At 73.1% G+C, this 25,233-nt stretch carries 24 protein-coding genes and 2 pseudogenes; 12 read left to right on the top strand and 14 right to left on the bottom strand.

From position 1 onward, the window contains the following. Positions 1-68 precede the first annotated feature (68 nt). The 5 genes and pseudogenes from MF408_RS21075 (at position 69) to MF408_RS21055 (ending at position 4,643) form a co-directional block, all read left to right on the top strand. Complete coding sequence (locus tag MF408_RS21075) at positions 69-1,571, top strand: FadD3 family acyl-CoA ligase (RefSeq protein ID WP_275693254.1); 1,503 nt, start codon at positions 69-71, stop codon at positions 1,569-1,571. Next, complete coding sequence (locus MF408_RS21070) at positions 1,571-2,719, top strand: acyl-CoA dehydrogenase family protein (RefSeq protein WP_240249289.1); 1,149 nt, start codon at positions 1,571-1,573, stop codon at positions 2,717-2,719. Before MF408_RS21075 ends, MF408_RS21070 begins: the two co-directional genes overlap by 1 nt. Then, positions 2,716-2,907: pseudogene (locus MF408_RS21065) on the top strand (acyl-CoA dehydrogenase); the annotation flags it as partial. The gene MF408_RS21070 and the pseudogene MF408_RS21065, both read left to right, overlap by 4 nt. 160 nt (positions 2,908-3,067) lie before the next feature. Continuing rightward, entirely contained in the window at positions 3,068-3,655 is a 588-nt protein-coding gene (locus MF408_RS21060; RefSeq protein ID WP_240249288.1) for an acyl-CoA dehydrogenase family protein, read from the top strand. A gap of 1 nt (position 3,656) precedes the next feature. Beyond that, positions 3,657-4,643 carry an acyl-CoA dehydrogenase family protein gene (locus tag MF408_RS21055; RefSeq protein ID WP_240249287.1) on the top strand — a complete coding sequence of 329 codons (987 nt, stop codon included), beginning with the start codon at positions 3,657-3,659 and terminating at the stop codon, positions 4,641-4,643. Positions 4,644-6,134: 1,491 nt separating this feature from the next. Here MF408_RS21055 and MF408_RS21050 read toward each other — a convergent pair. The 3 genes from MF408_RS21050 to MF408_RS21040 are packed head-to-tail and all read right to left on the bottom strand — an operon-like array spanning position 6,135 to position 7,414. Then, positions 6,135-6,800 carry a flavin reductase family protein gene (locus MF408_RS21050; protein WP_275693253.1) on the bottom strand — a complete coding sequence of 222 codons (666 nt, stop codon included), beginning with the start codon at positions 6,798-6,800 and terminating at the stop codon, positions 6,135-6,137. Positions 6,801-6,821: 21 nt separating this feature from the next. Further along, complete coding sequence (locus tag MF408_RS21045) at positions 6,822-6,977, bottom strand: hypothetical protein (RefSeq protein WP_240249286.1); 156 nt, start codon at positions 6,975-6,977, stop codon at positions 6,822-6,824. Next, on the bottom strand, positions 6,974-7,414 hold the full coding sequence (locus tag MF408_RS21040; RefSeq protein ID WP_240249285.1) for a VOC family protein: 441 nt from the start codon (positions 7,412-7,414) through the stop codon (positions 6,974-6,976). The genes MF408_RS21045 and MF408_RS21040 overlap by 4 nt, the downstream gene beginning before the upstream one ends. Before the next feature lie 61 nt (positions 7,415-7,475). Between MF408_RS21040 and MF408_RS21035 the strand changes: the two genes are divergently transcribed. Then, positions 7,476-7,742, top strand: coding sequence for a hypothetical protein (locus MF408_RS21035; RefSeq protein ID WP_240249284.1), 267 nt, complete (start codon positions 7,476-7,478; stop codon positions 7,740-7,742). On the opposite strand, the gene hsaD is transcribed toward MF408_RS21035, so the two are convergent. From hsaD to MF408_RS21005, 6 genes are read right to left on the bottom strand one after another with little or no spacing between them, the layout of a single operon-like run. Next, a complete protein-coding gene (hsaD, locus tag MF408_RS21030; protein ID WP_240249283.1) occupies positions 7,718-8,635 on the bottom strand; it encodes a 4,5:9,10-diseco-3-hydroxy-5,9,17-trioxoandrosta-1(10),2-diene-4-oate hydrolase in 918 nt (305 codons plus the stop codon). The two genes, MF408_RS21035 and hsaD, sit on opposite strands and share 25 nt — an antisense overlap. Further along, positions 8,636-9,046, bottom strand: a complete 411-nt coding sequence (locus MF408_RS21025) for a hypothetical protein (RefSeq protein ID WP_240249282.1) — start codon at positions 9,044-9,046, stop codon at positions 8,636-8,638. Further along, complete coding sequence (locus MF408_RS21020; RefSeq protein WP_240249281.1) at positions 8,929-9,816, bottom strand: acyl-CoA dehydrogenase family protein; 888 nt, start codon at positions 9,814-9,816, stop codon at positions 8,929-8,931. The genes MF408_RS21025 and MF408_RS21020 overlap by 118 nt, the downstream gene beginning before the upstream one ends. Before the next feature lie 52 nt (positions 9,817-9,868). Then, positions 9,869-10,969: a 4-hydroxy-2-oxovalerate aldolase gene (gene dmpG / locus MF408_RS21015; protein WP_240249280.1), complete on the bottom strand. Its 1,101-nt coding sequence runs from the start codon at positions 10,967-10,969 to the stop codon at positions 9,869-9,871. Beyond that, positions 10,966-11,883 (bottom strand): acetaldehyde dehydrogenase (acetylating), encoded by a 918-nt coding sequence (locus MF408_RS21010; RefSeq protein ID WP_240249279.1) that lies wholly within the window; start codon positions 11,881-11,883, stop codon positions 10,966-10,968. The genes dmpG and MF408_RS21010 overlap by 4 nt, the downstream gene beginning before the upstream one ends. A 20-nt stretch (positions 11,884-11,903) precedes the next feature. Further along, positions 11,904-12,692: a 2-keto-4-pentenoate hydratase gene (locus MF408_RS21005; RefSeq protein ID WP_240249278.1), complete on the bottom strand. Its 789-nt coding sequence runs from the start codon at positions 12,690-12,692 to the stop codon at positions 11,904-11,906. Positions 12,693-12,726: 34 nt separating this feature from the next. Between MF408_RS21005 and kstD the strand changes: the two genes are divergently transcribed. From kstD to MF408_RS20985, 4 genes are all read left to right on the top strand, one after another. Continuing rightward, the gene (gene kstD / locus MF408_RS21000) at positions 12,727-14,412 is read left to right on the top strand and encodes a 3-oxosteroid 1-dehydrogenase (RefSeq protein WP_240249277.1); all 1,686 of its coding nucleotides are present in this window, start codon (positions 12,727-12,729) and stop codon (positions 14,410-14,412) included. Beyond that, positions 14,412-15,290, top strand: coding sequence for a MaoC/PaaZ C-terminal domain-containing protein (locus MF408_RS20995; RefSeq protein WP_240249276.1), 879 nt, complete (start codon positions 14,412-14,414; stop codon positions 15,288-15,290). Before kstD ends, MF408_RS20995 begins: the two co-directional genes overlap by 1 nt. Before the next feature lie 53 nt (positions 15,291-15,343). Beyond that, positions 15,344-16,396, top strand: a complete 1,053-nt coding sequence (locus tag MF408_RS20990; RefSeq protein ID WP_240249275.1) for a hypothetical protein — start codon at positions 15,344-15,346, stop codon at positions 16,394-16,396. Between the two features lie 63 nt (positions 16,397-16,459). After that, entirely contained in the window at positions 16,460-16,903 is a 444-nt protein-coding gene (locus MF408_RS20985; protein WP_240249274.1) for an OsmC family peroxiredoxin, read from the top strand. On the opposite strand, the gene MF408_RS20980 is transcribed toward MF408_RS20985, so the two are convergent. Both MF408_RS20980 and MF408_RS20975 read right to left on the bottom strand, forming a co-directional pair. Beyond that, the gene (locus MF408_RS20980; protein WP_240249273.1) at positions 16,875-17,165 is read right to left on the bottom strand and encodes a hypothetical protein; all 291 of its coding nucleotides are present in this window, start codon (positions 17,163-17,165) and stop codon (positions 16,875-16,877) included. The two genes, MF408_RS20985 and MF408_RS20980, sit on opposite strands and share 29 nt — an antisense overlap. A gap of 10 nt (positions 17,166-17,175) precedes the next feature. Next, positions 17,176-18,945, bottom strand: coding sequence for a sodium:solute symporter family protein (locus MF408_RS20975; protein ID WP_240249272.1), 1,770 nt, complete (start codon positions 18,943-18,945; stop codon positions 17,176-17,178). 96 nt (positions 18,946-19,041) lie between these two features. Between MF408_RS20975 and MF408_RS20970 the strand changes: the two genes are divergently transcribed. Further along, the gene (locus MF408_RS20970) at positions 19,042-20,826 is read left to right on the top strand and encodes a DUF480 domain-containing protein (RefSeq protein ID WP_240249271.1); all 1,785 of its coding nucleotides are present in this window, start codon (positions 19,042-19,044) and stop codon (positions 20,824-20,826) included. Between the two features lie 282 nt (positions 20,827-21,108). Here the strand turns inward: MF408_RS20970 and MF408_RS20965 are convergent, their stop codons facing one another. From MF408_RS20965 to MF408_RS20955, 3 genes and pseudogenes are all read right to left on the bottom strand, one after another. Next, on the bottom strand, positions 21,109-22,458 hold the full coding sequence (locus MF408_RS20965) for an HNH endonuclease signature motif containing protein (RefSeq protein ID WP_240249270.1): 1,350 nt from the start codon (positions 22,456-22,458) through the stop codon (positions 21,109-21,111). 298 nt (positions 22,459-22,756) lie between these two features. Further along, a complete protein-coding gene (locus MF408_RS20960; protein ID WP_240249269.1) occupies positions 22,757-23,305 on the bottom strand; it encodes a TetR/AcrR family transcriptional regulator in 549 nt (182 codons plus the stop codon). A 46-nt stretch (positions 23,306-23,351) separates the two neighbouring features. Beyond that, positions 23,352-24,348, bottom strand: a pseudogene (locus MF408_RS20955) (PQQ-dependent sugar dehydrogenase). Positions 24,349-24,740: 392 nt separating this feature from the next. On the opposite strand from MF408_RS20955, the gene MF408_RS20950 reads away from it, so the two are divergent. Further along, positions 24,741-25,232, top strand: a complete 492-nt coding sequence (locus tag MF408_RS20950) for a cupin domain-containing protein (RefSeq protein WP_240249268.1) — start codon at positions 24,741-24,743, stop codon at positions 25,230-25,232. Position 25,233: the final 1 nt, after the last annotated feature.

The raw sequence follows: 25,233 nt of genomic DNA, 5'->3' as shown, positions 1-25,233 counted from the left end.
GTCAGGTCCACGTCCCGACCATACCAAGCAAATGCTTGGTAGGGTGCCCGGAGGCGACGACTCCGGAGGTGAGATGGACACGATCCCGGCGGTGCTGCGCGACGCCGCGCGACGGCTACGGCGACCGGCCGGCGTACGTCGAGGGTGGCCGGTCGGTCTCCTTCGCGCAGCTCCTCGACCTGGTCCGCGCCACCGCCCGCGGCTACGTCGCCGCCGGCTTCGCGCCGGGCGACCGGCTCTGCCTCTGGGCGCCCAACAGCATCGACTGGGTGGTCGCCGCCCTCGCCGCGTCGTACGCCGGCGGCACGCTGGTGCCGGTCAACTCCCGCTACACCGGGCACGAGGCGGCCGACCTCGTCGACCGCACCGGCGCGAGCCTGGTCGTGGTCGCCGACGGGTTCCTCGGCCGCACCCAGGTGGCCGACCTGCGCGCCGCCTCCCCGCTCGACCGGGTGCGCGAGATCGTCGACGTCGCCGACCTGCCGGGGCTCGCCGACCGCGGGGCGGGCGTCGACCCCGACGCCGTCGAGCGGCGCGCGGACCAGGTGTCCCCCGACGACGTCGCCGACATCCTGTTCACCTCCGGGACGACCGGCCGCCCGAAGGGTGCGATGAGCGTTCACCGGCAGACGGTGGGTGCCGCCCGGGTGTGGGGCGACCTGGGTGGGGTGACGGCCGACGACCGTTACCTCGTGGTCAACCCGTTCTTCCACTCGTTCGGCTACAAGGTCGGCCTCGTCACCGGCCTCACCGCCGGCTGCACGCTCTACCCGATGGCGACGTTCGACGTGAGCGCCCTGATGCGGCTGGTTCAGGACGAGCGGATCACCGTCCTCCCCGGGGCGCCGGCGATCTACCAGTCCGTGCTGGCCGCGCCGGAGCGGGCCGACCTCGACCTGTCGTCCCTCCGGCTCGCCGTCACCGGCGCCGCGGTCGTGCCCGTCGTGCTGATCGAGCGGATGCGCGACGAGCTGGCGATCGACACCGTGGTCACCGCGTTCGGCATGACCGAGGCGGTCGTCGTGACCATGTGCCGTGACGGCGACCCCGCCGAGCTGGTCGCGCGCACCTGCGGCCGGGCCGTCCCCGGCATGGAGACCCGGGTCCTCGATCCCGACGAGACCGGTGCCGGCGAGCTGCTGGTCCGCGGCGACCTGGTGATGCTCGGCTACCTCGACGACCCGCAGGCCACCCGGGCCGCGATCGACGACGACGGCTGGCTGCACACCGGCGACGTCGGGGTGCTCGACGAGCAGGGCAACCTCCGGATCACCGACCGGCTCAAGGACATGTACATCTCCGGCGGCTTCAACGTCTACCCCGCCGAGGTGGAGCAGGCGCTGCTCCGGTTGGACGGCGTGCAGGACGTCGCGGTCGTCGGGGTGCCCGACGAGCGGCTCGGCGAGGTCGGCAAGGCGTTCGTGGTCGGTACGGCGAGCGCCGACGAGGTGGTCGCGTTCGCCCGGGAGCGGCTCGCCAACTTCAAGGTGCCGCGCCAGGTCGAGGTCGTCGACGCCCTGCCCCGCAACCTGTCCGGCAAGGTGCTGAAGACCGAGCTGAGAGGCACGTGATGGACCTGGATCTCTCCCCCGGTGAGCTGGCGTTCCGCGACGAGGCTCGGGCGTGGCTGGCCGCGAACGTGCCCGCCGAGCCGCTGCCGTCGATGGACACCCCCGAGGGCTGGGCCGCCCACCAGGAGTGGGAGGCCCGGCTCGCCGCCGACCGCTGGTCGGTGGTCTCCTGGCCCCCGGAGTACGGCGGCCGCGGCGCCTCGCTCGTGGAGTGGGTGCTCTTCGAGGAGGAGTACTACCGCGCCGGCGCACCGGGCCGGGTCTCCCAGAACGGCATCTTCCTGCTCGCCCCGATCCTGTTCGAGCACGGCACGAAGGAGCAGCAGGACCGCTTCCTGCCGACGATGGCGACCGGTGAGCGGGTCTGGGCCCAGTGCTGGAGCGAGCCCGAGGCCGGCTCCGACCTTGCCTCGCTGAGGTCCGCCGCGCGGCGGGACGACGAGCGCGGCGGCTGGGTGCTGACCGGGCAGAAGATCTGGTGCTCCCGCGCGGCGCTGGCCCACTGGGGCTTCGGCCTGTTCCGCAGCGACCCGGCCGCCGAGCGGCACCGTGGGCTGACCTACTTCCTGTTCCCGCTCGACGCCGCGGGCGTCACGGTCCGGCCGATCGCCCAGCTCGACGGCGAGGCGGGGTTCGCCGAGGTGTTCCTCGACGACGTGTTCGTCTCCGACTCCGACGTGCTCGGCGCACCCGGCGACGGCTGGCGGGTCGCGATGAGCACGGCCGGCAACGAGCGCGGCCTCTCGCTGCGCTCGCCGGGCCGGTTCACCGCCGCCGCCGACCGGCTGGTGCGGCTCTACGCCGAGCGGCCCGACGACGCCCGGCGCGAGGCGGTGGCCGACGCGTGGATCAAGGCCGAGGCCTACCGGCTCTACACGTGGGGCACCGTGTCGACGCTCGCTGCCGGCGGCGACCTCGGCCCGGCCGGCTCGGTCAACAAGGTCTGGTGGAGCGATCTCGACGTCGCGCTCCACGAGACCGCGCTCGACCTGCTCGGCCCGGACGCGGAGCTGGAGTCGGCCTGGCTCGACGGCTACACGTTCTCGCTGTCCGGCCCGATCTACGCCGGCACCAACGAGATCCAGCGCAACATCGTCGCGGAGCGGATCCTCGGTCTGCCCCGGGAGCCGAGAGGAGAACGGCGGTGAGGTTCGCCCTCTCGGAGGAGCAGCGCGCGTTCGGGAAGGCGCTCGACGCGCTGGTCGCGGGCAGCGACCCGGTCGCCGTCGCCCGCGCCTGGCCGGAGGGCGACCCGGCGCCCGGCCTGCGGCTGTGGTCGCGGCTGGCCGAGCAGGGCGTCCCCGCGCTGCTGGTTCCCGAGGACGCCGGCGGGCTCGGCGCCACCCCGGTCGAGGTGGTGGTGGCGTTCGAGGTGCTCGGGCGGCACGCGGTGCCGGGCCCGTGGGTGGAGTCGGCCGCCTACCTGCCAGTGGCGCTCGGCCGGGAGGTGGCGGGCGTCGCCACCGTGGCCGTGCCGCCCCCACGTCCCGCACGCGGTGGACGCCGACGCGGCCGACCAGGTCTACGTGGCGACCGACGACGGGCTCCAGGAGGCGGCGGTGGTCGCCGGCCCGAGGTCGTCGGTGGACCCGGCACGACGGCTGTTCGACGTGGCCGCCGTCCGGCCGGCGACGACGGACCGCACCGCCGCCCGCCCCGCGTTCGACCACGCCGCCCTGGCGGCCGCGGCGTACCTCCTCGGCGCCGGCGAGAGGGTGCTCGCCGACACGGTGGCCTACGCCGGCCAGCGCCGGCAGTTCGGCCGCGAGATCGGCTCCTACCAGGCGGTCAAGCACCGGCTGGCCGACGTACGGATCGCCCTCGACTTCGCCCGTCCGCTCGTCCACGGCGCCGCGCTCGACGTCACGCCGCGCTCGGTGTCGGCGGCGAAGGTGCTGGCCGGCGACGCCGCCTACCTGGCCGCCCGCACCGGCCTGCAGGTGCACGGGGCGATCGGCTACACGCGGGAGCTCGACCTCAGCATCTGGCTGACCCGGATCCGGGCCCTGGTCGGCGCCTGGGGCACGCCGTCGTTCCACCGGGCGCGGGTCCTGGAGTCGCTGCTCGAGCCGGCGGAGGCCTGAGGTGGAGTTCGCGCTCAGCGAGGAGCAGGCCGAGCTGGCGGCCACCGTCCGCGCGGTCTTGGCCAAGCAGGCGGACTCGGCGGCGGTGCGGGCGGCGGCGGCCTCCGACCGCGGGTACGACGACCGGCTGTGGGCCACGCTCTGCGACCAGGTCGGCGTGGCCGCGCTGGCCGTTCCCGAGGAGCACGGCGGCGCCGGCGCCACGTTCTTCGAGACCGCCGTCGTGCTGGAGGAGCTGGGGCGCTCCCTGGCGCCCGCGCCGCTGCTCGCGACCGTCGTGGCCGCCGAGGCGCTGCTGGCCGGCGGGACCGAGGAGGCGAGGCAGCGGTTGCTTCCCCGGATCGCCGCAGGCCAGGTCGCGACGATCGTGCTCGACGCCGGCCGGCCGGTCCTCGACGCCGCCGGCGCGGAGGTCGTGCTGACGGTCACCGGCGACGACCTGGTCGAGGTGGAGCGGCCGCGCACCGAGCCGGTGGGGACGATGGACCAGACGCTCCGGATGGCCCGCGTCGACCTCGCCGGAGCGCGGACGACCGTCGTCGGCGACGGCACCGTTGCCCGCGCCCGGGCCGAGCTGGTGGGCAGCGCCGCGGTGGCCGCGATGGCGGTCGGCCTCTGCGACCGGGCGCTGCGGATGACGGTCGACCACAGCAGGCAGCGGGTGCAGTTCGGTCGCGCGATCGGCTCCTTCCAGGCGCTCAAGCACCGGATGGCCGACCTGCTCGCGGAGCTCGAGATCGCCCGGTCGGCGTCGTGGGCGGCGTCCTACGCCCTCGCCACCGGCGCGCCGGACGCCGAGCAGCTCGTGCACACGGCCGCGGCCTACGCGCTCGAGGCCGCCGCCCACCACGCCGCCGAGTGCGTCCAGCTCCACGGCGGGATCGCCATCACCTGGGAGCACGACGCCCAGCTCGTGCTCAAGCGGGCCCACGCCCTCGGCCGGCTCTTCGGTCCACCGCACCGGCACCGGGCCGCCGTCGCGCTCTGAGCGCCCTCAGCTGCGGACGCTCGCGTACCCCAGCGCCGCCGCGAGCCCGAGCGCGCTGCGGGGGGCTCGTACGCCGCCCGCCACAGGCCGCCGTGCACGGCGGCGTACGCCTCGTCCTGCCACGGGTGGTCGTGCCGCGGCTGCTCGGTGCTGAGGTCGTGGACGAGCAGGGCCGCCATCAGCGTGTTGGCGGTGTCGGGCTCGAAGACCTCGACGCCGAACCGGTGCGCGCCGGCGAAGGCCGCGGCGAGCGCCCGGCTCTTGACGACCGATCGGGTGCGGGTCGACGGCGCGACGTGGAACGAGACCAGCCGGCCGTCGCGGCGGGCCGCGGTGGCCCGCCACCGCTGGATGCGCTTGGCCAGCGCGTAGTTGGGACCCTGCACCGGCACGATGCTGTCGTTGATGCCGGGGTCGGCATCGGGCGGGTAGGCGCGGTGGAGCAGCCGGCCCCGGGACGCCCACCGCAGCGGGCGGCCCACGACCTTCGCTGTCGCCGAGCGCTCGCGGTAGGCACGGGTGGAGTGCTCGACCGCCTCGTGCGGCACGGCGAACGCGTCGGTCGGCGTCGCCAGGAAGGCGAGCGCCGCGTCGGGTCGCGCCGCCGCCAGCCGTACGGCGAGCACGTCGGCCGCCGCGGCCACGCGGACGTGGGTGCCGCCGTCGGCGTAGAGGTAGTTGCCGAGCACCAGGTCGCCGTCGAGCCCCGTCAGCCAGTCGGCGACCTCGGGCACCTCGGCGAGCAGGTCGGCTCCGGCGCCGCGGACCGCTTCATCGCCGCTGTCGGCACCGTCGGCACCGTCACGGACGGGCAGCAGGAGCCGTCCGGCGCCGGCGCGCGCGGTGGCCGCCACGCGCTCCCAGAGCGCGGGACGCGGGAGGTCGACGGCGGCGACGGTGGCGCCCCACCGCAGCAGCGGGCCGAGCGGGCCCATCTCGGCCCCGGCACCGAGGGCGACGACGGTGCGGCCGTCCAGCCGGAGCCACTCGGGGTGGTCGGCCACGCGGCCGACGGCGTCGGCCGCGGAGGGCTCCATCACGCCGCGCCGGACCCACTCCGCGAGCTGGCCGACCAGGTCGCGACCGTGGAGCGTGCGGCCGCGGTAGGGCAGCCGGAGCTCGGCCTCCGCCGCCCCGAGTCCCTTCACCTCGAGCGTTTGCAAGGCCGCCTGCGCGGGCGCCGTGGTCAAGGAGCCGAGCGGGCGGTCGCCCCCGTCGGGGCCATCCGGGCCGGCGACGACGAGGGTGCGGTGGACGGCCTCCAGGCCGGCGTCCGCGATGGCGTGCCAGTCGTCGGGCCGGGCGACCCCGGCTTCGACGAGGCGGCGGAAGTGGAGCAGGTAGCGGCTGCGCCATGCGGTCTCCTGCTCGGCTCCGAGCGCGCCGGCGGGGTCGACGGACCGCAGGGCGTCGGCGACGATGGTGCGCCCGGCGCGGGTGGTGCTGCGCCGGCCGTCGGGCGTGGCGGCGAACGAGACTCCGTGCGTCATCTCAGGCGTCGGTCGTGCGGTAGCGGCCGCGGAAGTAGAGCAGCGGCTCGGTCACGTCGCGCTCGGTGGTCGCGAGGTGCTCGACGCGGCCGATGACGACGTAGTGGTCGCCCGCCTCGTGGACCGCGTGGATCGTGCAGTCGAGGTGGGCGAGCGACCCCTCGACCACGGGTGAGCCGGTCACCTCCGCCGGGTGCCAGTCGATGCCGGCGAACTTGTCGGCGCCCTTGCTCGCCATCTGTGCCGACACGTGCTCCTGGTCGGCTGCGAGCACGTTGACGCAGAACCTCCCGGTGCGCTGGATCAGGGGCCAGGCGCGCGAGGTCCGCGCCGGGACGAAGAGCACCAGCGGCGGTTCCAGCGAGACGCTCGAGAACGACTGACAGGTCATGCCCACCGGTTCGCCGCCGCTGATGGTGGTGACGACCGTGATCCCGGAGGCGAAGCAGCCGAGCACGTCGCGGAACCGGCGGGCCGCGGCCTGCGCCTCCGGGTCGTCGTGGACGTGGACGTCCTCGCCGGGCCGGAACTCGAAGTCGACCTCGGCGTCGCCGAGCCAGGAGTCGATCAGGGTGGGGCTGGGCCAGGTCTCCCGCGCGTCGGAGCTCACGCCCTCCAGCAGCTTGTCGCCATGGGGTCGGGGCTCGGGGCTCTGTGGCGCAGGCATGCTGGCCAAGGTACCCACTCCTCAGCTTCCACCACTGAAGTCGTGCCCCCAGTAGGAGACCGCGGTCGACTCGCGCGCGACCCACTTGGCGTCGTCGACCCGCAGGCCCTCGGTGCCGAACTCGACGTCGAACCCGCCCGGCGAGCGCACGTAGAACGAGATCATCTCGTCGTTCATGTGCCGGCCCAGGGTCGCCGACAGGGGGCGCCGTGCTTCTTGACCCGCTCGAGCGCCCGGCCCACGTGGTCGAGCTCGTCGACCTCGAACATGATGTGCACGCACTTGCTGGGGTTGGGCATCGGCAGGAACGCCAGCGAGTGGTGTCGCGGGTTGACGCCGAGGAACCGGAGCCACACCTTGCTCCCCGGCTCCTTGCCGACGAACTCGCCGGGCATGCTCATCGAGTCGCGCAGCCGGAAGCCGAGCACCTCGGTGTAGAACCGCAGCGCCTCGACGTCGTCGAGCACGGGCAGCACGATGTGGCCCATGCCCTGGTCGCCGGTGACGAACCGGGCGGCGTACGGCGTCACCACGGGGCGCGACTCGTAGGTGATGCCGTGGAACAGCTCGAAGACGTTGTCCCACGGGTCGCGGAACCGGACCAGCTCCTGCACACGGCGCTCGTCGACCTCCCTCGCGGGTGCCCTCCTCGAACTCGACCCCGGCCTTCTGCAGGTGCTCGCGCGCCTCCTGCAGCGCCTGGTGGTCGGCGACCTCCCAGCCGGAGCAGTCGAGGTGGTCGGCGTCGGAGGGGACGACCACCAGGCGGGCCGACACCTCGTCGATCCGCCAGTACTGGTGGTCCGGGTGGGGTCCCCGGCCCTCGGCGAGGCCGAGCACCTTGCCGGCGAAGGTGCGCCAGGCGTCGAGGTCGGTGCTGGCGACGCGCACGTACCCCATGGACTTGATGTCGATCGTCATCGGCTGCTCCTCGGCTGGTGACGGTTGAGGAAGGCGACCGCGACCTCGCGGAACTCGTCGGCGGCCTCGATCTGCGCCCAGTGGCCGCAGCGCGGGAACACGTGCAGCTGCGCCCGCGGGATCAGCTTGAGCGCCGCGACGGCGCCGTCGAGGGGGTTGACCCGGTCCTCGCGGCCCCACGTGAGCAGGGTGTGGTGGCGCAGCCGGTGCGCCTCGCGCCACAGCATCCCGTCCTCGGCGGTCTCCGGGTCGTAGAACGACCAGCCCATCGACGCCATCGCCTCGCGGGCGCCGGGCGCGGTCGCGTCGGCGTACCGCTCCTCGACGAGCTCGTCGGTGACCAGCGCCTGGTCGACGACCATCGTCGAGATGAACGCCCGCAGTGCCTCGCGGCTCGGGTCGGCGGCGAAGTCCATCAGCCGCTGGACGCCCTCGGTCGGGTCGGCGTGGAAGAGGTTGAGGGAGAGGCCGCCGGGGCCCATCAGGACGAGCCGGCCGACCCGGTCGGGGTACGACAGGGCCAGCCGCATCGCGGTGCCGCCGCCGAGGCTGTTGCCGAGCAGGTGGACCTGCGGGATGCCGAGGTGGTCGAGCAGCGCCACGACGGCGTCGGCGGCGAAGCGGTAGTAGTTGCCCACCACCGCGGGCTTGTCGGAGCCGCCGAAGCCCGGCTGGTCGACCAGCAGGGTGCGGTACTCCGCGGCGAACCCGGGCAGCGCCGGCCCGAAGTTGGACCACGAGGACGCGCCGGGACCGCCGCCGTGGAGCATCACCAACGGCAGTCGGTCACCGGACGCGCCTCCCTCGCCGCCCCCTTCGTGGTAGCTCAGGGTGATCTCGCCGGCCGCCTCGGTCTTCACCTGGGCGGTGCGGCGGGTGGCTTCCCTCGAGAAGACCTGGTCGTCGTTCGTCACTCAGTACATCCCCGGGTCGACCTTGTGCCCGAACTGCTGGGCGCCGTACATCTGGAGCGCGCGCTCGGGGTCGTTGGCCGCGTGCACCCGGCCGGCGTGGGCGTCGCGCCAGGCCCGCTGCAGGTAGGTGCCCTCGGCGAGGGCGCGGCCACCGGAGGCCTCGAAGAGCGTGTCGATCGCCTCGATCGCCCGGGCGGTGCCGAGCACCTGGTCGCGGCGCACGCGCAGCCGCAGCTCGAGCGGGATCGTCTCGCCGCGGGCGACGTGCTCCTGCTCCTCGCGGATGTTGCTCATCAGCAGCGCCCAGGCGGCGTCGATGTCGGAGGAGGCGCGGGCGATCCGCACCGCGGCGAACGGGTCGAGCGACGCCTTCTCGCCGAGGTACGCCGCCCGCACCCGCTTCTGCTGCATCTCGACGTGCTCGGCGTAGGCCCCCTCGCCATGCCGATGATCGGGGTGGCGATGGTGCTGGTGAAGATCGAGTGGAACGGCAGCCGGTAGAGCGGCGCGTCGTTGACGGCCTGACCGGGGCCGCGGCACTGGCCGGTCTCCCCCATCGACAGGGTGAACGCCTCGGGGACGAACGTCTCCTCGACCACGATGTCGTTGGATCCGGTGCCGCGCAGACCGACGACGTTCCAGACGTCGACGACCTGGTACTTCTCCCGCGGCAGCAGGAAGGTGCGGAAGTCGACGACGTTGCCGGCCTCGTCGAAGACCAGCCCGCCCAGCAGCACCCACTGGCAGTGGTCGCAGCCGGAGGAGAAGCTCCACTTGCCCGACAGCCGGAAGCCGCCCTCGGCGAGGACCGCCTTGCCGGTGGGCGCGTACGACGAGCTCAGGCGGACGCCCGTGTCGCTGCCCCAGACGGCCTCCTGGGCCTCCTCGGCGAAGAGCGCCACCTGCCACGGGTGCACGCCCACCACGCTCGACACCCAGCCCGTCGACCCATCGGCCGCGGCGATGTCGCGGACCGCGGTGTAGAAGTCGACCGGGTCGGCCTCGACGCCGTCGTACCGCCGCGGCTGCAGCAGCCGGAAGAACCCGGTCTCCTCGAGCTCCTTCACCGACGCCTCCGGGACGACGCGCAACCGCTCGGCCTCGTCCGCCCGCTCGCGGAAGGTCGGCAGCAGGTCGCGGACGCCGTCCAGGACGGCCTGGACCTCGGGCGGACGGTTCATGTGGGAGCTCCTGTCGGGACGATCACTGCTCCATACTAGAACACGTTCTAGTTCAATGCACGGATCGGGCGCCCGGACCGACCGCCTCGTCCGCCCTCAGCTGCAGCGCGATGTCGATCAGCTGGTCCTCCTGACCCCCGATCAAGCCGCGGCGGCCCGCCTCGAGCAGGATCTGCGCGCCGGAGACGCCGTAGCGGTCGGCGGCGTTACCGGCGTGCTTGAGGAAGGACGAGTAGACGCCGGCGTAGCCCATCATCAGCGTCATCCGGTCGAGCCGGCACTCCTCGGGCATCGCCGGCCTGATGACGTCCTCGGACGCGTCGACGATCCGGAGGAAGTCGACGCCGGTGGTCCAGCCGAGCTTGTCGCACACACCGATGAACGCCTCCAACGGCGTGTTGCCGGCGCCCGCGCCGAACCGGCGGACCGACCCGTCGATCTGGGTCGCGCCGGCGCGAGCGGCGATGATCGTGTTGGCGACGCCGAGGCCGAGGTTCTCGTGGCCGTGGAAGCCGACGTCGGCCTGGTGACCGATCTCGGCGACGAGCGCGGCGACCCGGTCTGCTGTCTGCTCCATGATCAGCGCACCGGCGGAGTCGACGACGTAGACGCACTGGCAGCCCGCGTCGACCATGATCCGGGCCTGCTGCGCGAGCACCTCGGGCGGCTGGGTGTGGCTCATCATCAGGAAGCCGACCGTCTCGAGGCCGAGCTCGCGGGCGAGGCCGAAGTGCTGCACCGACACGTCGGCCTCGGTGCAGTGGGTGGCGATCCGGCAGATCTGGCCGCCGTTGTCCTGCGCGGCGCGGATGTCGTCCTTGGTGCCGACGCCGGGCAGCATCAGGAACGCGATCTGCGCCCGGCGGGCGGTCTTCGCCGCGATGCTGATCAGCTCCTGCTCGGGCGTCCGCGAGAAGCCGTAGTTGAAGCTGCTGCCGCCGAGCCCGTCACCGTGGGTCACCTCGATGACGGGGATCCCGGACTCGTCGAGGGCGCGGACGACGTCCTCGACCTCCTGCGTCGTGAACTGGTGCCGCTTGTGGTGCGACCCGTCGCGCAGGCAGGTGTCGGTCAGCCGGAGGTCCAGGTGGCCCCACGGCTCGTCGCCGTGGGTGCCGGACCACGTGCGCTGCAGGGTGTCGATCTCGGTCATCGGTTGCTCCCCACGAGTGAACGGGCGATGCCCTCGCCGACTCTGGCGGCCGCGGCGGTCATGATGTCGAGGTTCCCGGAGTACGGCGGCAGGTAGTCGCCCGCGCCCTCGACCTCGACGAAGATCGAGACGCGCACCTGCCCGAGCGTCGCGTCGGACGGGCCGTCGTACTGCGGCTCCTGGAGCAGCCGGTAGCCGGGGACGTACTCCTGCACCGCCTGCGCCATCCGGTGGACCGACGCGGTGACGGCGTCGGTGTCGGTGTCGGGCGGCACGGCGCAGAAGATCGTGTCGCGCATGATCATCGGCGGCTCGGCCGGGTTGAGGATGATGATCGCCTTGCCCCGCTCGGCGCCGCCGATCGTCTCCACCCCGCGCGCCGTCGTGCGCGTGAACTCGTCGATGTTGGCGCGGGTGCCCGGCCCGGCGCTCACGCTCGCGACCGACGCCACGATCTCGGCGTAGGACACCGGCGCCACCCGGGAAACCGCGGCCACCATCGGGATGGTGGCCTGGCCGCCGCAGGTGATCATGTTGACGTTGGGTGCGTCGAGGTGATCCTCGCCGTTGACCGGCGGGATGACGGCCGGCCCGACCGCGGCGGGGGTGAGGTCGACGGCCCGGATCCCGGCCTCCTCGTAGCGGGCGGCGTACTCCCGGTGCACGTAGGCGGAGGTCGCCTCGAAGACGAGGTCGGGCAGCTCGTCCTGCTCGAGCAGCCAGTCGACGCCCTCGTGGCTCGTCTCCAGCCCGTGGGCGGCGGCGACCCGCAAACCCTCGCTCGTCGGGTCGACGCCGACCATCCAGCGCGGCTCGACCGCGCCGCCACCGTCGCGGAGGCGCAGCAGCTTGTGCAGCAGGTCGGTGCCGATGTTGCCGGGGCCGACGATGGCGGCGGTGGCCGTGCGGGTCACTGGGGGCTCCCTCGTGGTGCTCAGTCGGTGAAGGACAGGTGGACGGAGCCGAGCCCGTCGAACGTCGCGGTGAAGTCGTCGCCGGGCGTGGCGTCCACGGCGCGGTGGACGCTCCCGGGGAGGACCACGTGACCGGCCTCGAGCGTGACCCCGAACGACGCGAACTTGCGCGCGAGCCACGCGACGGCGGTGACCGGGTTGCCGAGCACGGCGTCGGACCGGCCGGACGCGACCTGCTCGCCGTTGCGCACCAGGCGGGCCTCGATGCTGCGCAGGTCCACGTCGGCCGGCTTCACCCGGTCGGGCCCCAGCACGTAGCCGGCCGAGCTGGCGTTGTCGGCGATGGTGTCGCCGATCCGGATGTCCCAGTCGGCGATCCGGCTGTCGATCAGCTCGATCGCCGGGGCGACCGCCTCGGTGGCGGCCAGCACGTCGTCCTCGGTGCAGCCCTCACCGGGCAAGGGGCTGCCGAGCACGAACGCGACCTCGACCTCCACCCGCGGCGAGCAGTACTCCCCCACCCGGACCGGCACGTCCTCCTTGACCTGCATGTCCGACAGCAGGTGGCCGTAGTCCGGCTCGTCGACGCCCATCATCTCCTGCATCGCCCGCGAGGACAGGCCGACCTTGTGGCCGTGGATCGTCGCCCCCGCCGCGAGCCGCCGACGCACGTTGAGGAGCTGGATCTCGTAGGCGTCGACCACGTCGAGCCCCGGGTAGGTCTCCCGCAGGGGCGGGACCGGCCGGCGGTCGCGCTCGGCCGCGGCGAGGGCCGCGGCGGCGTCTCGTCGTACGTCGTCGGAGAGCATGCCACCATGCTAGAACCTGTTACAGTTTTGTGCCATGAGGGCTGACACGACGGGCGCCCTGCCCGCCGCCGCGGACGTCGTCGTCGTGGGTGCCGGGGGCGCCGGGATGAGCGCCGCGCTCGCCGCCGCCGCGCGGGGCCTCGACACCGTCCTCGTCGAGAAGAGCGGCTACTTCGGCGGCTCGACCGCCCGGAGCGGGGGCGGCGTCTGGGTGCCGGGCAACTACGCCCTGCGCGCGGCCGGCCAGGTCGACGACGGCGACGACGACCGGGCCCGCACGTACCTCGACGCGATCGTCGGCGACGACGCGCCCAAGGCCAACCGCGACACCTACCTCGACCGCGGTCCGGAGGTGATGGAGTTCCTCCGCGACCACACGCCGGTCCGGTTCCGCTGGGTCCCCGACTACGCCGACTACCACCCCGAGGCGCCGGGCGGTCGCGCCGGAGGCCGCAGCGTCGAGCCGGTGCCGATGGACGCACGGTTCCTCGGCGACGAGCTGGAGCGGCTGCACCCGCGGTACTCGAAGACGCCCGCCAACCTGATCGTCACCCAGAAGGACTTCCGGAGGATCAGCCTCGGCACGCGCACGGTCAAGGGACCGGTCACCATGGCGCTCGTCATGCTGCGGCGGCTGCTCGCGGTCGCGCTCGGTCGCCGGATGTTCGCGATGGGCAACGCGATCGCGATCGGCCTCCGCAAGGGGCTGGTCGACGCCGGCGTACCGGTCCACTACGACACCGAGCTGACCGGTCTGGTGATCGAGGACGGTCGGGTCGCGGGCGTCCGCGTGACGCGCGACGGGCAGGAGCACGTCGTGCGCGCCCGTCGCGGGGTGGTGCTCGGGTCCGGCGGCTTCGAGCGCAACCTCGAGCTGCGCGAGAAGTACCAGCCTCAGCCCACCTCGGTGGAGTGGACCACCGGCTCCCAGTTCAACACCGGCGGCGGCATCCTCGCCGGGATCGCCGCCGGCGCGGAGACGGCGCTGATGGACGACGCGTGGTGGGGGCCGACCATCCCGCTGCCCCGCGGGCCGTGGTTCTGCCTCGCCGAGCGCAACCTCCCCGGCTCGATCATCGTCAACCAGGCCGGACGGCGGTTCATGAACGAGGCGCTCCCCTACGTCGAGGCGACCCACGCCATCTACGCGGGCGAGGCGACCGGCGTCGGCCACGTGCCGAGCTGGATGATCATCGACCAGCGCTACCGCAACCGCTACCTCTTCGCCGGGCTCGGGCCGCGGCAGCCGTTCCCCGGTGGCTGGCTCAAGGCGGGCGTCGTCCGCAAGGCGTCGACGCTCCGCGAACTCGCCGACCGGATCGACGTACCCGCCGACGCCCTGGAGGCGACCGTGACCCGCTTCAACGGCTTCGCCGTCACCGGGGTCGACGAGGACTTCCACCGCGGCGAGTCGGCCTACGACCAGTACTACTCCGACCCGACGGTGAAGCCCAACCCGTCGCTCCACGCGATCGACAAGGCGCCGTTCTACGCCGTCAAGATCGTGCCTGGCGACCTCGGCACCAAGGGCGGCCTGCTGACCGACGAGCGGGCGCGGGTCCTGCGCCCCGACGGCTCGCCGATCCCCGGCCTCTACGCCGCCGGCAACGCGTCGGCAGCCGTGATGGGCCGCACGTACGCCGGCCCCGGGGCCACCATCGGACCCGCCCTCGTCTTCGGCTACCTTGCCGCCGAGGACCTCGCGGACGGACCGGCCTGATGCCCATCGACCCCGCCGTCGCTGTCGGAGCCCACGTCGGCTCCACGACGTTCAGCTGGACCGAGAGCGACGTCCTGCTCTACCACCTGGCGATCGGCGCCGGCCGCCGACCCGGCGACCACCTCTCCCCCGTTGCGCTCCGCTACACCCTCGACGGGCCGTCGCTGCAGGTGCTGCCCTCGTTCGGCGTCGTCGCCCCGACGTTCCACGCGACCGACCCGCCGCCGCTCGACCTGCCCGGCTGCGACATCGACCTCGCGCAGGTCGTCCACGGGTCCCAGTCGATCTCGCTCAGCGCCCCGCTGCCCACGTGTGGCACCGCCACCGTGTCCACGACCCTCACGGACGTGTGGGACAAGGGCAAGGCCGCGGTCATCTGGCAGGAGGGCGTCGCGACGACCGGCTCCGGGGAGGAGCTGTGGCGGGTGCGCTCGTCGATCTTCGTCCGCGGCGAGGGCGGCTTCGGCGGCGACCGCGGCACGTCGACCACGGTCGACCTCCCCGACCGGGCGCCCGACCTGGAGACGACGTACGCCGTCACCGAGCAGCAGGCGCTGCTCTACCGGCTGTGCGGCGACCGCAACCCGCTGCACGCCGACCCCGGTTTCGCGAAGGCGGCCGGGTTCCCTGCGCCGATCCTGCACGGCCTCTGCTCCTACGGCGTCGTGCTGCGCGAGCTGACCGACGGCCTGCTCGGCGCCGACGCGACCGCGGTGCGCGGTTTCGGCGCCCGGTTCGCCGGTGTGGTGTTCATGGGCGAGACGATCCGGGTCCGCGGCTGGCGCGAGGACGGACGCGTGGTCGCGTCCGCCACCATCGCCGGTGGCGACCGGGACGGGTCGCCGGTCCTCGGCGACTGCGTGCTGACCACCGCCTGACCTGGAGTCCCGGCGTGCCGGTGATCCCGGGCGGCGCGGGGTACCGGTCCGGCGTGAGCACCCTCCGGCTTCGCATCGACGACCTCGTCGGACGGCACCCGACGGTGCCGCTGGCGCTCCGCGCGGCGGTCGCTGCCCTGGTGGCCTGGCTGGTGGTGTCGCGGATGGGCGGCCTGGCCCAGGACTACCCCTACTACGCACCACTCGGAGCGGTGGTGTCGGTGTCGACGACCGTGCTCGCCTCCCTGCGGGCCGCGGCGCAGGTCACGCTCGCCCTGCTGGCGGGATCCGCCCTCTCGGTCGCCGCGCTCCTCAGCCCGTTGCCCGTGCCTCTCGCCCTCGTGCTGGTCGTCGGGATCGGCACCGTCGTCGCCGCTTGGCGATGGCTCGGGTCGGCCGGCAGCTGGGTGCCGGTCTCGGCCATCTTCATGCTCGTCCTCGGCCACCAGGACGGCAGCCGGTTCGTCGTCGGCTACCTCGCCCTCACCTGCCTCGGTGCTGCCATCGGGGCGGCGATCAACCTCGCCCTGCCGCCCGTGCGGTTCGCCGCCGTCCACCGGGCGCAGGACGAGCTGCGCTCCGTCGTCGTCGACCAGCTGCGGATGCTGGCCGACGGTCTCGAGCAGGACCCGTTGCCGAGCGCGGAGGACTGGAGCGGCCGGCGGCGCGACCTCGAGCCGCGGGCCCGGGCCGTCCACCAGCTGGTCGGTGACGCCACCGGCGGCCCCCAGGTCAACTGGCGGGTACGCCGCCTGCCCGACCGGAGCGACCGGGTGCGGGCGCACGGCCGGGCGCTCGCCGACCTGGCCTACCTCGTCGGTGAGCAGGCCGACCTGCTGCGGCTCGAGCGGGCCGAGCACGAGGAGGTGCCGCTCGGCCCGGGGCTGCGGCCGGCTGCGGCGCGCGCCCTCCGTGCCCTGGCCGTCGCCCTCGACTCCGTCGAGGTGTCCACCGCCCGCCCGGACGACCTCGACCGGGCGTGGCGCGAGCTCGACCGCCTGGCCGAGGCGGTCCGCGAGCGGCGGCGACGTACGGACGAGGACCTGTTCGAGGCCGGCACCGTGGTCGCCGGCATCCGGCGCACGTTGCTGACGGTCAGCCCCTGACGACCCCACCACGCCGCCGCTACCGTGAGACCCGTACCCCGCCCCGACGGACAAGGACATCGCATGCCCACTCGCACAGCACGCACCGCATGGAACGGCGGACTCCAGGACGGGTCCGGCCAGGTCGAGCTCACCTCCTCGGGGGTCGGCACCTTCGACGTGTCCTTCCCGAAGCGCGCGGCCGACGACGCCGGCGGCACCACCAGCCCCGAGGAGCTCGTCGCTGCCGCGCACTCGTCCTGCTACTCGATGGCGCTGTCGAAGATCGTCGCGGACGCCGGCGGGACCCCGGTCGCGTTCGACGTGAAGGCCGACGTCACCCTGGGCGCCGACCCGGCCGGCGGCAACCGGATCACCGCCATCAAGCTCACCGTGCGCGGCGAGGTCGAGGGCCTCGACGACGCGGCGTTCAAGGAGTGCGCCGAGAAGGCGAAGGCCGGCTGCCCGATCAGCAAGGCGCTCGCCGGCGTCGACGACATCACTCTCGACGCTGCTCTGGAGAGCTGACCGGCTCCTCCGGCACCACGATCGGGCGCAACCGCGCCCACAGCACGAACGCAGCGGCGGCGGCGAGCAGCCCGAGACCGGCCCACAGGTTGGCGTCGAGGTCCCCGGTCTGCTCGCCGGTGTCGTCGCTGACCAGGTCGAGCACGACCAGCACGATCCCGTAGAGGCCCAGCAGCGCCCCGATGACGTTGCGGATGTCGAACGCGCCTGCTGTGTGCCGGTGGCGCCGCTCGGCGTCGGGGTCGGGCACTTCGTGGCTCATCACCGGCTCCTTAGAAGATCACGTTGAGGACGACGACGATCACCAGCGCGACGCCGGCGAGCGGCACCGTGCGCTGGTACCAGGGGTAGGACGACTCCTTCGGGTCGGTGCGCATCTCCGCAGGCGTCTCGGAGTACACCAGCCCGACCAGCTGCTCGGCCGGCTTCGGCCGCGTCACCAGCGACACGAGCACGCTGAGGACGATGTCGACGACGAACGCCGTCGACGCCGACACGAACGCCGCCCCCTGGCCGCTCAGCGGCAGCACGCCGAGGCTCCACGACCCGAACGCGTCCTCGCTGAGGAACGCGACCAGCACGGCCGACGCCGTGCCGGCGACGAGACCCAGCCAGCCGGCGGTCGGTGTCATCCTCCGCCAGAACATGCCGAGGATGAACGTGGCGAACAGCGGCGCGTTGAAGAAGCCGAACAGCGTCTGCAGGTAGTCCATCACGTTCGTGAAGCTCGCTGCGAGCGTGGCGGTCAGGATCGCGATCAGGGCCGCCGCCACCGTGGCGATCCGGCCGACCCAGAGGTAGTAGCGGTCGGACCGGTCCTTGACGACGTAGTCGCCCCACAGGTCGTAGCTGAAGACCGTGTTGAACGCCGAGATGTTCGCGGCCATACCGGCCATGAACGACGCCAGCAGGCCGGTGATCGCGATGCCGAGCAGGCCGTTGGGCAGCAGGTCGCGCATCAGGAACAGCAGCGAGTCGTTGTAGGTGATCTCGTCGCCGGTCGCGGTGCCGGTCGGCGTCCCGCCGCCCTTGAGGTCGGCGATCTCGACCACCAGGACCGCCGCGATCATGCCCGGGACGATCGTGATGAACGGGATGAACATCTTCGGGAACGCGCCGATCACCGGCGTCTTGCGCGCCGAGGAGATCGAGTCCGACGCCATCGCCCGCTGCACCTCGACGAAGTTGGTCGTCCAGTAGCCGAAGGACAGCACGAAGCCGAGGCCGAAGACGATGCCGACGACCGACAGCAACGACGAGTCGAACCCCGTGAGCGCCTGCCCCGGCCACGACTCGGTCTGCTGCCCGGGCGTCGCCGTGGTCGCGCCGTCGGCGACCGTCGGCTGGACCTTGTCCATCAGGCCGTCCCAGCCGCCCACCTGGTAGAGACCGATGATCGTCAGCGGCAGCAGCCCCGCCACGATGACGAAGAACTGCAGCACCTCGTTGTAGATGGCCGCCGACAGCCCGCCGAGCGTGATGTAGGACAGGACCACCGCAGCTGCGACGACGAGCGACACCCACAGCGGCCAGCCGAGGAGCGCCCGGATGATCGTCCCGAGCAGGAACAGGTTGACGCCCGCGATGAGCAGCTGCGCCACGGCGAACGAGATGGCGTTGACGAGATGGGCGCCGGGACCGAAGCGGCGGAGCATGAACTCCGGCACCGACCGCACCTTGGAGCCGTAGTAGAACGGCATCATCACGAGGCCGAGGAACAGCATCGCCGGGATCGCGCCGACCCAGAAGTAGTGCACCGTCGGCAGGCCGATCTCGGCCCCGTTGGCCGACATGCCCATGATCTCGACCGCGCCGAGGTTGGCGGAGATGAACGCCAGCCCGGTCACCCACGCCGGCAGCGCCCGCCCCGACAGGAAGAAGTCGACGGAGTCCGACACCTGCCGCTTGGCGAGCCACCCGATGCCGAGGACGAACAGGAAGTACGTCGCCAGGATCACGTAGTCGACGACGCTGGCGTCGATGATCGTGTCCGAGGCGAGGGGCGTGAGGCCCGGCGCGAGTCCGGCAGACCCTGCGAACATCGCCACTCGCTTTCTGTCGGGGATGAGCACCGGTTGACTACCCACATGGGAGGAGTGCAACCGGTTCTCCCCCGCCGGCCCCACTACGCTCGGCGCGTGACCCAGCTGCCTGTGCTGAGCGCCGTCGACCAGCGGATCCTGGGCTCGCTCCTCGAGAAGGAGCGGACCGTGCCGGCGTCGTACCCGCTCACGCTCAACGCCCTCCGGACGGCCTGCAACCAGTCGTCGAGCCGCGATCCCGTGGTCTCCTACGACGACGCGCTCGTCGAGCAGACGTGCCGCGACCTCAAGGAGCGCGGCCTGCTGCGGATCGTGTGGGCCGACCGCGGACCGCGGACCCTGAAGTACCACCAGGTGGTCGCCGAGCTGCTCGACCTCGCCGAGGACGAGCGCGCGTTGCTGACCGTGCTGCTGCTCCGGGGCCCGCAGGCCGCCGGCGAGCTGCGCACCCGCTCCGAGCGGCTGCACCCCTTCGCCGACCGCGGCGACGTCGAGACCTGTCTCGAGCGGATGGCGTCGGCGTCGCCGCCGCTGGTGCGGCAGCTGCCGCGCCGGGCCGGCGAGCGCGACCCCCGCTGGGTCCACCTCCTCGGTGAGACACCGGGCTCCACCGCGGGCGAGTCGGCCACGCCCGCGGTCGACATCGACCCGGCGCGGCGCGACGAGCAGGTGCGGACGGCGTACGCCGACGCCGCCGTCGCCTACGCCGACGCCCTCGTCGACGAGCTGGACGCGCTGCCCATGGAGCGGTGGCTGCTCGACCGCGTGGTCGGGCTCGCCGACGGCGCCCCGATGGTCGAGGTCGGCTGCGGCCCCGGCCACGTCACGGCGTACCTCGCCGGCCGGGGAGCGACGGCGACCGGCCTCGACCTGGTGCCGGCGATGGTCGAGGAGGCACGGCGACGGTTCCCGCACGCGACGTACGACGTGGGCGACCTGCGCCGCCTGATGCGGCCGCCGGCCGCGGACGGCTGGGGTGCGGTGCTCGCGTGGTACTCCCTCGTGCACACGCCCCCGGCCGAGCTGCCCGAGACGCTCGCGGCGCTGGTGCGGCCGCTGCGGCCGGGCGGCTGGCTGGTCTACGCCGGTCACGCGGGCCGCGAGGTGCAGCACCACGACGAGCTGTTCGGCGTGGACGTCGACCTCGACGTCGTGCACCACGAGCCGGCGGACGTCGCCGCGCTGTTCGCGCAGGCCGGCCTCGCCGACGTCGAGTGGTATCGCCGCAGCCCGGTCGCCGCTCGCGGCGAGTCGACCGAGCGCGGCTACGTGCTCGGCCGGCTCCCCCTCCTGAACCACCTCGTCACCGACCGCGATCGTCCCGCCCTCGAGCACCCGGAACACGGTGCCGCCGCGGCGCCGCAGCGCCTCCTGCGCGCCGGCTCCGATGGTGTCGTCGAGCAGCTTGCACAGAGCCGCCACCCGCACGACCTCGAGCAGCACGTCGCCGATCCGGAGCCGGGTCCCGGGGTCGCGCGGCACCGATCCGTGGCTGAGCGTCACGTTGCGTCGCGTCAGGTGGCTCGGCACCTCCGCCCCGAACACCGCCGCGGCCTCGTCGAGGTCCTCCCGGCTCTGCACGGTGACGTGGCGGTGCTTCGTCCCGTGGTAGCGGTCCCCCCACGATCCCCTTCCCCGCCTCGACGTTCACCCGCTCCTTCGCCTGCATCGGCAGCCGCCGCCCCTTCGCGACGTGGATGGCGACGACGGTCGGGGACACGAGAGGAGTATCCCCGAGCGGTGGTCGCGGCGGCTGGCCGATGGCTCCGACCGGGTGCCCGGTCGCTTGCGGTCGACGTTCGGTGGCCGGGGCAGGAGCGAGGGGTTGTGCGGTTGATCGCGTCACTCGGTGACGGTGATCCACCGCTACCTGTCGTCTAGCGGAAAGCGGCGGGTCGGTCATTGGCTTCGTTGGCACCGGTCCCAGTCGCGATCCGATCGATCTTGAACTCGGGGAACTCGACACGATCGCCGTCGCGCCTTCCGCGGGGCGTCACGGCGCCTCCGTCATGATCTGACCGAGTGACCGCTCATCGCTACCCGTTCCGTTGACGAGGACCGGCGCCTTGCCGCCAATCTTGGACGCACCCAGTTAGGCCGCCGAGGCGGTGCCTGGGCATGCCGTTGGCCCCGCCGGTTGGGGCGGGGTGCGGGGCACGGGCGCTACAGCTCGGGTGGGTCGGCGCCGGGCTCGCCGTCGTCGGGATCGAGTGCCCGGGTGCCGGCGGCGGTGACGAGGTAGCGGTGCTGGGAGGGGCTGGTCCACAGGTAGACCGTCGGGGCGAGGCGTTCGTAGCTCCAGCCGGCATGGGTCTTGGCCCGATGATGACCGCGGCACAGGGCGGCTTCGTTGCACGGACACGTCACCCCGCCCTGGGCGTGGGGGACGATGTGGTCGACGTCGCAGCGTTCGGCGCGCTTGGTGCAGCCGGGGAACACGCAGTGGTGGTCGCGCTGCACGACGATCCTGCGGTGGCGGTCGGGGACCTCGTAGGCCTCGATCGGCTCACAACCGGCGAGGTCGAGGACCGGGCGGACGATGATCCGCCCCGCCGCACCACACCAGGCACGGATCTGCTCGACGGTGATCGGGACCTGCAGGTTCTGCAGTCGGCCGACGCAGGCACCCTCGTCGGCGACCGCGTCATCGGTCAGGGCGGTGTCGGTGAGGTGGACGAACAGCTCGACCCCACGTCCCGTGCTCGCGCTCGGTCGGCCCGTCTCTTCCTCGTCGGAGTCCAGGGTGGTGAGGTCGAGGGTGAGCTGGTCGCGGGCGATCTCGCCCACGGCCTTCGCCCGACGCACGTCGAGGGAGTCCTCATCACCCAGGCCGGCGAGCTCCCTGGCCTTGGTGCTGACCGCGCGTTCGAGGTCGAGGGCGTCGGCGGTGTCGAGGACCCCGTCAACGGCCACGACGCCGTCGGTGCCGGCGTGGTCGAGGTCGATGTCGAACCGTCGCGTCTCCTCCGCGCGCCGGCGGCGGGCTTCGGCGAGGTCGGGCTGGAACCGGGTGATCGCCTCCTCGACGAGCCGGTCGATCTGCGCCCACGAACACCCCGCCACGAACGGAGCGAGGTGGTGGTCCACGAACCCGACCGCTTCGTGGTTGAGGAGGCGGGTCTGGTCGGCGATCCGCAGCGCCTTCCACACCGGGACCAGCCCTTCCTCGGCCTTGGCCCAGATGTTCGGCAGGCGGTGGCTCAGCTCCACGACGCAGCCCACGTAGGAGCGGGCGGAGTCCAGGGAGCGGCCGAGGATCGGGGCGAGCTCGATGATCGCGAAGTCACTGATCAACGGCGCCCCCTCACCCGCGACAGGGAGGCCGGTGTCGAGCCCGCGCTCGGTCAACGTCGCCGCGCCCTCAGCGGAGCTGATGGTGTTGAGGTTGGCCCAGTGCGCGACCTGCTGGACCTTGGCCAGCTCCAGCTCCGCGAGGGTGTGGTGGGTCTCGGCGATGCCGTCGAGGAGCTCGTGCGTGAGCGTCCTCTCCGGTGCGTCGATCCCGAGTTCCATGAGACCTAGTCAACACGTCGCCACCGACAACGCCCGATGTCCAGAACCCGCCTGTGGACAAGGAATCAGCTCATCCGGCGCTGTGGACGGCAAGTGGGCCGAGCACCTCTCTGCCACCCTCGGCGTCGCCGGCCGACCGTGGCGCGCAACCCCTCGTCCTACCCCTCTCGACGGCGACCACAGAACGACGACCCCAAGCGGCTTGGCAACCGGTCGGAGCAACCAGCCAACCGCCGCGACCACCGCGGCGAGCAACTGCGTCTCCTCGTCCCTCCTCAGCCGCCGCTCGAACAGGCCGTCAGGGCCGGGGACGGGCGCCGTCGAGCGCGTGGTCGACCAGGCGCTCGACGATCGACTCGTCGAACGGCACCCGCAGGACGAGCAGCCGGTGGTAGCACGCGCCCCAGAGCTGGTCGACGATCACGTCGAGGTCGGCGTCGTCGCGGAGCTCGCCGTTGTCCCGGGCGATCCGGAGCCGCTCGCGAGCGAGCTCGCGGCGGGGAAGGCCGTAGCTCTGCGACCACGCCTCGGCGACGCTCGGGTCGAGCTGCGCGGCGCCGATCAGCTCGGCGACCGGCTTCTCGGCCCCCTCCTCCTTCAGCCACCGGACGAACGAGCGGAGCTGGGTGACCAGGTCGGCGCGCAGGTCGCCGGTGTCGGGGAATTCCAGGACACGCCGGCTCTGCGCGAAGTACGCCTCGGCTGCGAGGGCGCCCGGCGACGGCCACCACTTGTAGAGGGTGGTCTTGCTGACGCCGGCCTGCGCGGAGACCCGGTCGAACGTCACCGCCGACAAGCCGTCGTGGAGCAGGATGCGTCCCGTCGCCGCCAGTGCGTCGGCCCGCACCTCGTCCGCGGGTCGCCGGCCCCTGCCGCGGCGGGGGTGCTCTCGGTCATGGCTGGACGACCTCGACGCGCAGGATGCGGTCGTCCTCGGGCCGGGCGTCGGTGCCGCCCCAGGTGGCGCCGTCGGTGTTGGAGGTGACGAGCCAGAGGGCACCGTCCGGGGCGACCTCGACGGTGCGGATCCGGCCGTACTCCCCCACCAGGTGGTCGACGGGGTCGGCGGTGGCGGCGCCGCCCTCCACGGGGAGCTGCCACAGCCGCTGACCGCCGAGTGCACCGATCCACAGCGACCCCGCGGCGTAGGCGACGCCCGACGGGCTGGCCTCGTCGGGGTGGATGGTGGCGATGGGGGGCTCGCCCGTCGAGCCCGCGATGCCCTCGGTCTCGGGCCAGCCGTAGTCGGCGCCGGCCCGGAGCACGTTGACCTCGTCCCACGTGCGGTGGCCGAGCTCGGAGGCGTACGCCGTGCCGTCGGGTCCAAAGGCGATGCCCTGGACGTTGCGGTGCCCGCTGGAGTAGATCGGCGAGTCGCCGGGGTTGTCCTCGGGCACCGACCCGTCGAGGGCGATGCGGAGGATCTTGCCGTTGAGGGAGTCGTCGGTCGCGGCGTTCTCCGGCTCGAACGCGTCGCCCGTGCCGATCCAGAGGTGGCCGTCAGGGCCGATCGCGAGGCGACCGCCGTGGTGCCGGTCCGCGGTCTGGATGCCGTCGAGCAGCACCCGGTCGACGGTGAGGGGAGCCGAGGTCGTCGGCGATGGTGAGCGCCACGACGCGATTCTGGTCCTCGCCCGAGACGGACGCGAACACGGTCCGGTCGGTGGCGAACTCGGGTGACGCGACGATGCCCAGCAGACCGCCCTCCGAGCTGACGGCGACGTCGGGCACCTCCCCCACGACGGTCGCGTCGCCACCCTCGGCGGGAACCCGGAGGATCCGGCCCGTCAGGCGCTCGGAGACCAGGGCCGACCCGTCCGGGAGGAAGGTCAGCCCCCAGGGCGAGGTCAGCCCGGTCGTGAGCTCGACCGGTTCGCCCAGGGCCGCCATCGGCCCGGCCGGTGCATCACCCGCGTGCGGACCGGTCGTCGGTGTCGCCCGGTGGGTCGTCGCCTCCGGTCGGTCCGCCTCGCTCGAGCAGGCGGCCAGGACCAGCGCGAGCGAGATCGCCGGCGCTGCGCCTCGCATCATCGGGCCACCCCTGCGTCGACCTGGATGACCGGGCGGTGACCCGGCGGCCTGACGTCGTCCATGACACCCACCTCCGAATATGAACTGCTCGTCCACTTCCACCGTACGTCGAAGTGCACGCGATGTCCATATCCCCAGGCGGGTCGGCCAGCGTGATCCAGCGGAAGCCGGCGCCGCCACGCTCGCCGAGGTCGGTGGCGCCGGCGGCGACGAGGCGGTCGGCCTCGCGCCCGGGCGTCGTACGGTGAGGCATGTCCTACCCGCCCCCGCTCTACGACGGCGACCGCGGCGAGGTGTCGGCGACCATCAAGCCGGCCGGCGCCGAGCCCGACCTCGTCTACCCCAACGGCAACCGCGTCACCTACCTGGCCACCGGTCACGGCACCGGCGGCCTGTTCGGCCTCTACCGCTGGGAGTTCTCCGAAGCCGTCAGCGGGCCCGGCGCGCACTTCCACCGCACGATCTCGGAGTCGTTCTACATCCTCACCGGCGAGGTGAGCGTCTACGACGGCCGCGCCTGGGTGACCACCCGGCCCGGCGACTTCCTGCACGTGCCGCCCGGCGGCCTGCACGGGTTCCGCAACGAGTCCGGCGCGCCGGCGTCGATGCTGCTGCACTTCGCGCCCGGCGCGCCGCGGGAGGCCTACTTCGAGGGGCTGGCCGCCCGCGCCGAGGGCGAGGAGTGGTCGCAGGAGCAGTACGACGCGTTCATGGCCGAGCACGACAACCACTGGGTCGACTGAC

The sequence above is a fragment of the Nocardioides sp. TF02-7 genome (assembly GCF_022437945.1).
In the GTDB taxonomy this organism is placed as follows: Bacteria; Actinomycetota; Actinomycetes; order Propionibacteriales; family Nocardioidaceae; genus Nocardioides.
Note: the sequence above shows the minus strand (reverse complement) of the source record. Positions and strands in the feature narration are given on the sequence as shown.

Coding starts and splice junctions, on each gene's coding strand:
- MF408_RS20980 (WP_240249273.1), bottom strand. CDS start 17,165: ATGAGCCACGAAGTGCCCGACCCCGACGCCGAGCGGCGCCACCGGCAC.
- MF408_RS21045 (WP_240249286.1), bottom strand. CDS start 6,977: ATGAACGACGAGATGATCTCGTTCTACGTGCGCTCGCCGGGCGGGTTC.
- MF408_RS20995 (WP_240249276.1), top strand. CDS start 14,412: ATGCCCATCGACCCCGCCGTCGCTGTCGGAGCCCACGTCGGCTCCACG.
- MF408_RS20965 (WP_240249270.1), bottom strand. CDS start 22,458: ATGGAACTCGGGATCGACGCACCGGAGAGGACGCTCACGCACGAGCTC.
- MF408_RS21050 (WP_275693253.1), bottom strand. CDS start 6,800: ATGCCTGCGCCACAGAGCCCCGAGCCCCGACCCCATGGCGACAAGCTG.
- kstD (WP_240249277.1), top strand. CDS start 12,727: ATGAGGGCTGACACGACGGGCGCCCTGCCCGCCGCCGCGGACGTCGTC.
- MF408_RS20985 (WP_240249274.1), top strand. CDS start 16,460: ATGCCCACTCGCACAGCACGCACCGCATGGAACGGCGGACTCCAGGAC.
- MF408_RS21070 (WP_240249289.1), top strand. CDS start 1,571: ATGGACCTGGATCTCTCCCCCGGTGAGCTGGCGTTCCGCGACGAGGCT.
- MF408_RS20975 (WP_240249272.1), bottom strand. CDS start 18,945: ATGTTCGCAGGGTCTGCCGGACTCGCGCCGGGCCTCACGCCCCTCGCC.
- MF408_RS21025 (WP_240249282.1), bottom strand. CDS start 9,046: ATGCAGCAGAAGCGGGTGCGGGCGGCGTACCTCGGCGAGAAGGCGTCG.
- MF408_RS20950 (WP_240249268.1), top strand. CDS start 24,741: ATGTCCTACCCGCCCCCGCTCTACGACGGCGACCGCGGCGAGGTGTCG.
- MF408_RS21005 (WP_240249278.1), bottom strand. CDS start 12,692: ATGCTCTCCGACGACGTACGACGAGACGCCGCCGCGGCCCTCGCCGCG.
- MF408_RS21020 (WP_240249281.1), bottom strand. CDS start 9,816: ATGAACCGTCCGCCCGAGGTCCAGGCCGTCCTGGACGGCGTCCGCGAC.
- dmpG (WP_240249280.1), bottom strand. CDS start 10,969: ATGACCGAGATCGACACCCTGCAGCGCACGTGGTCCGGCACCCACGGC.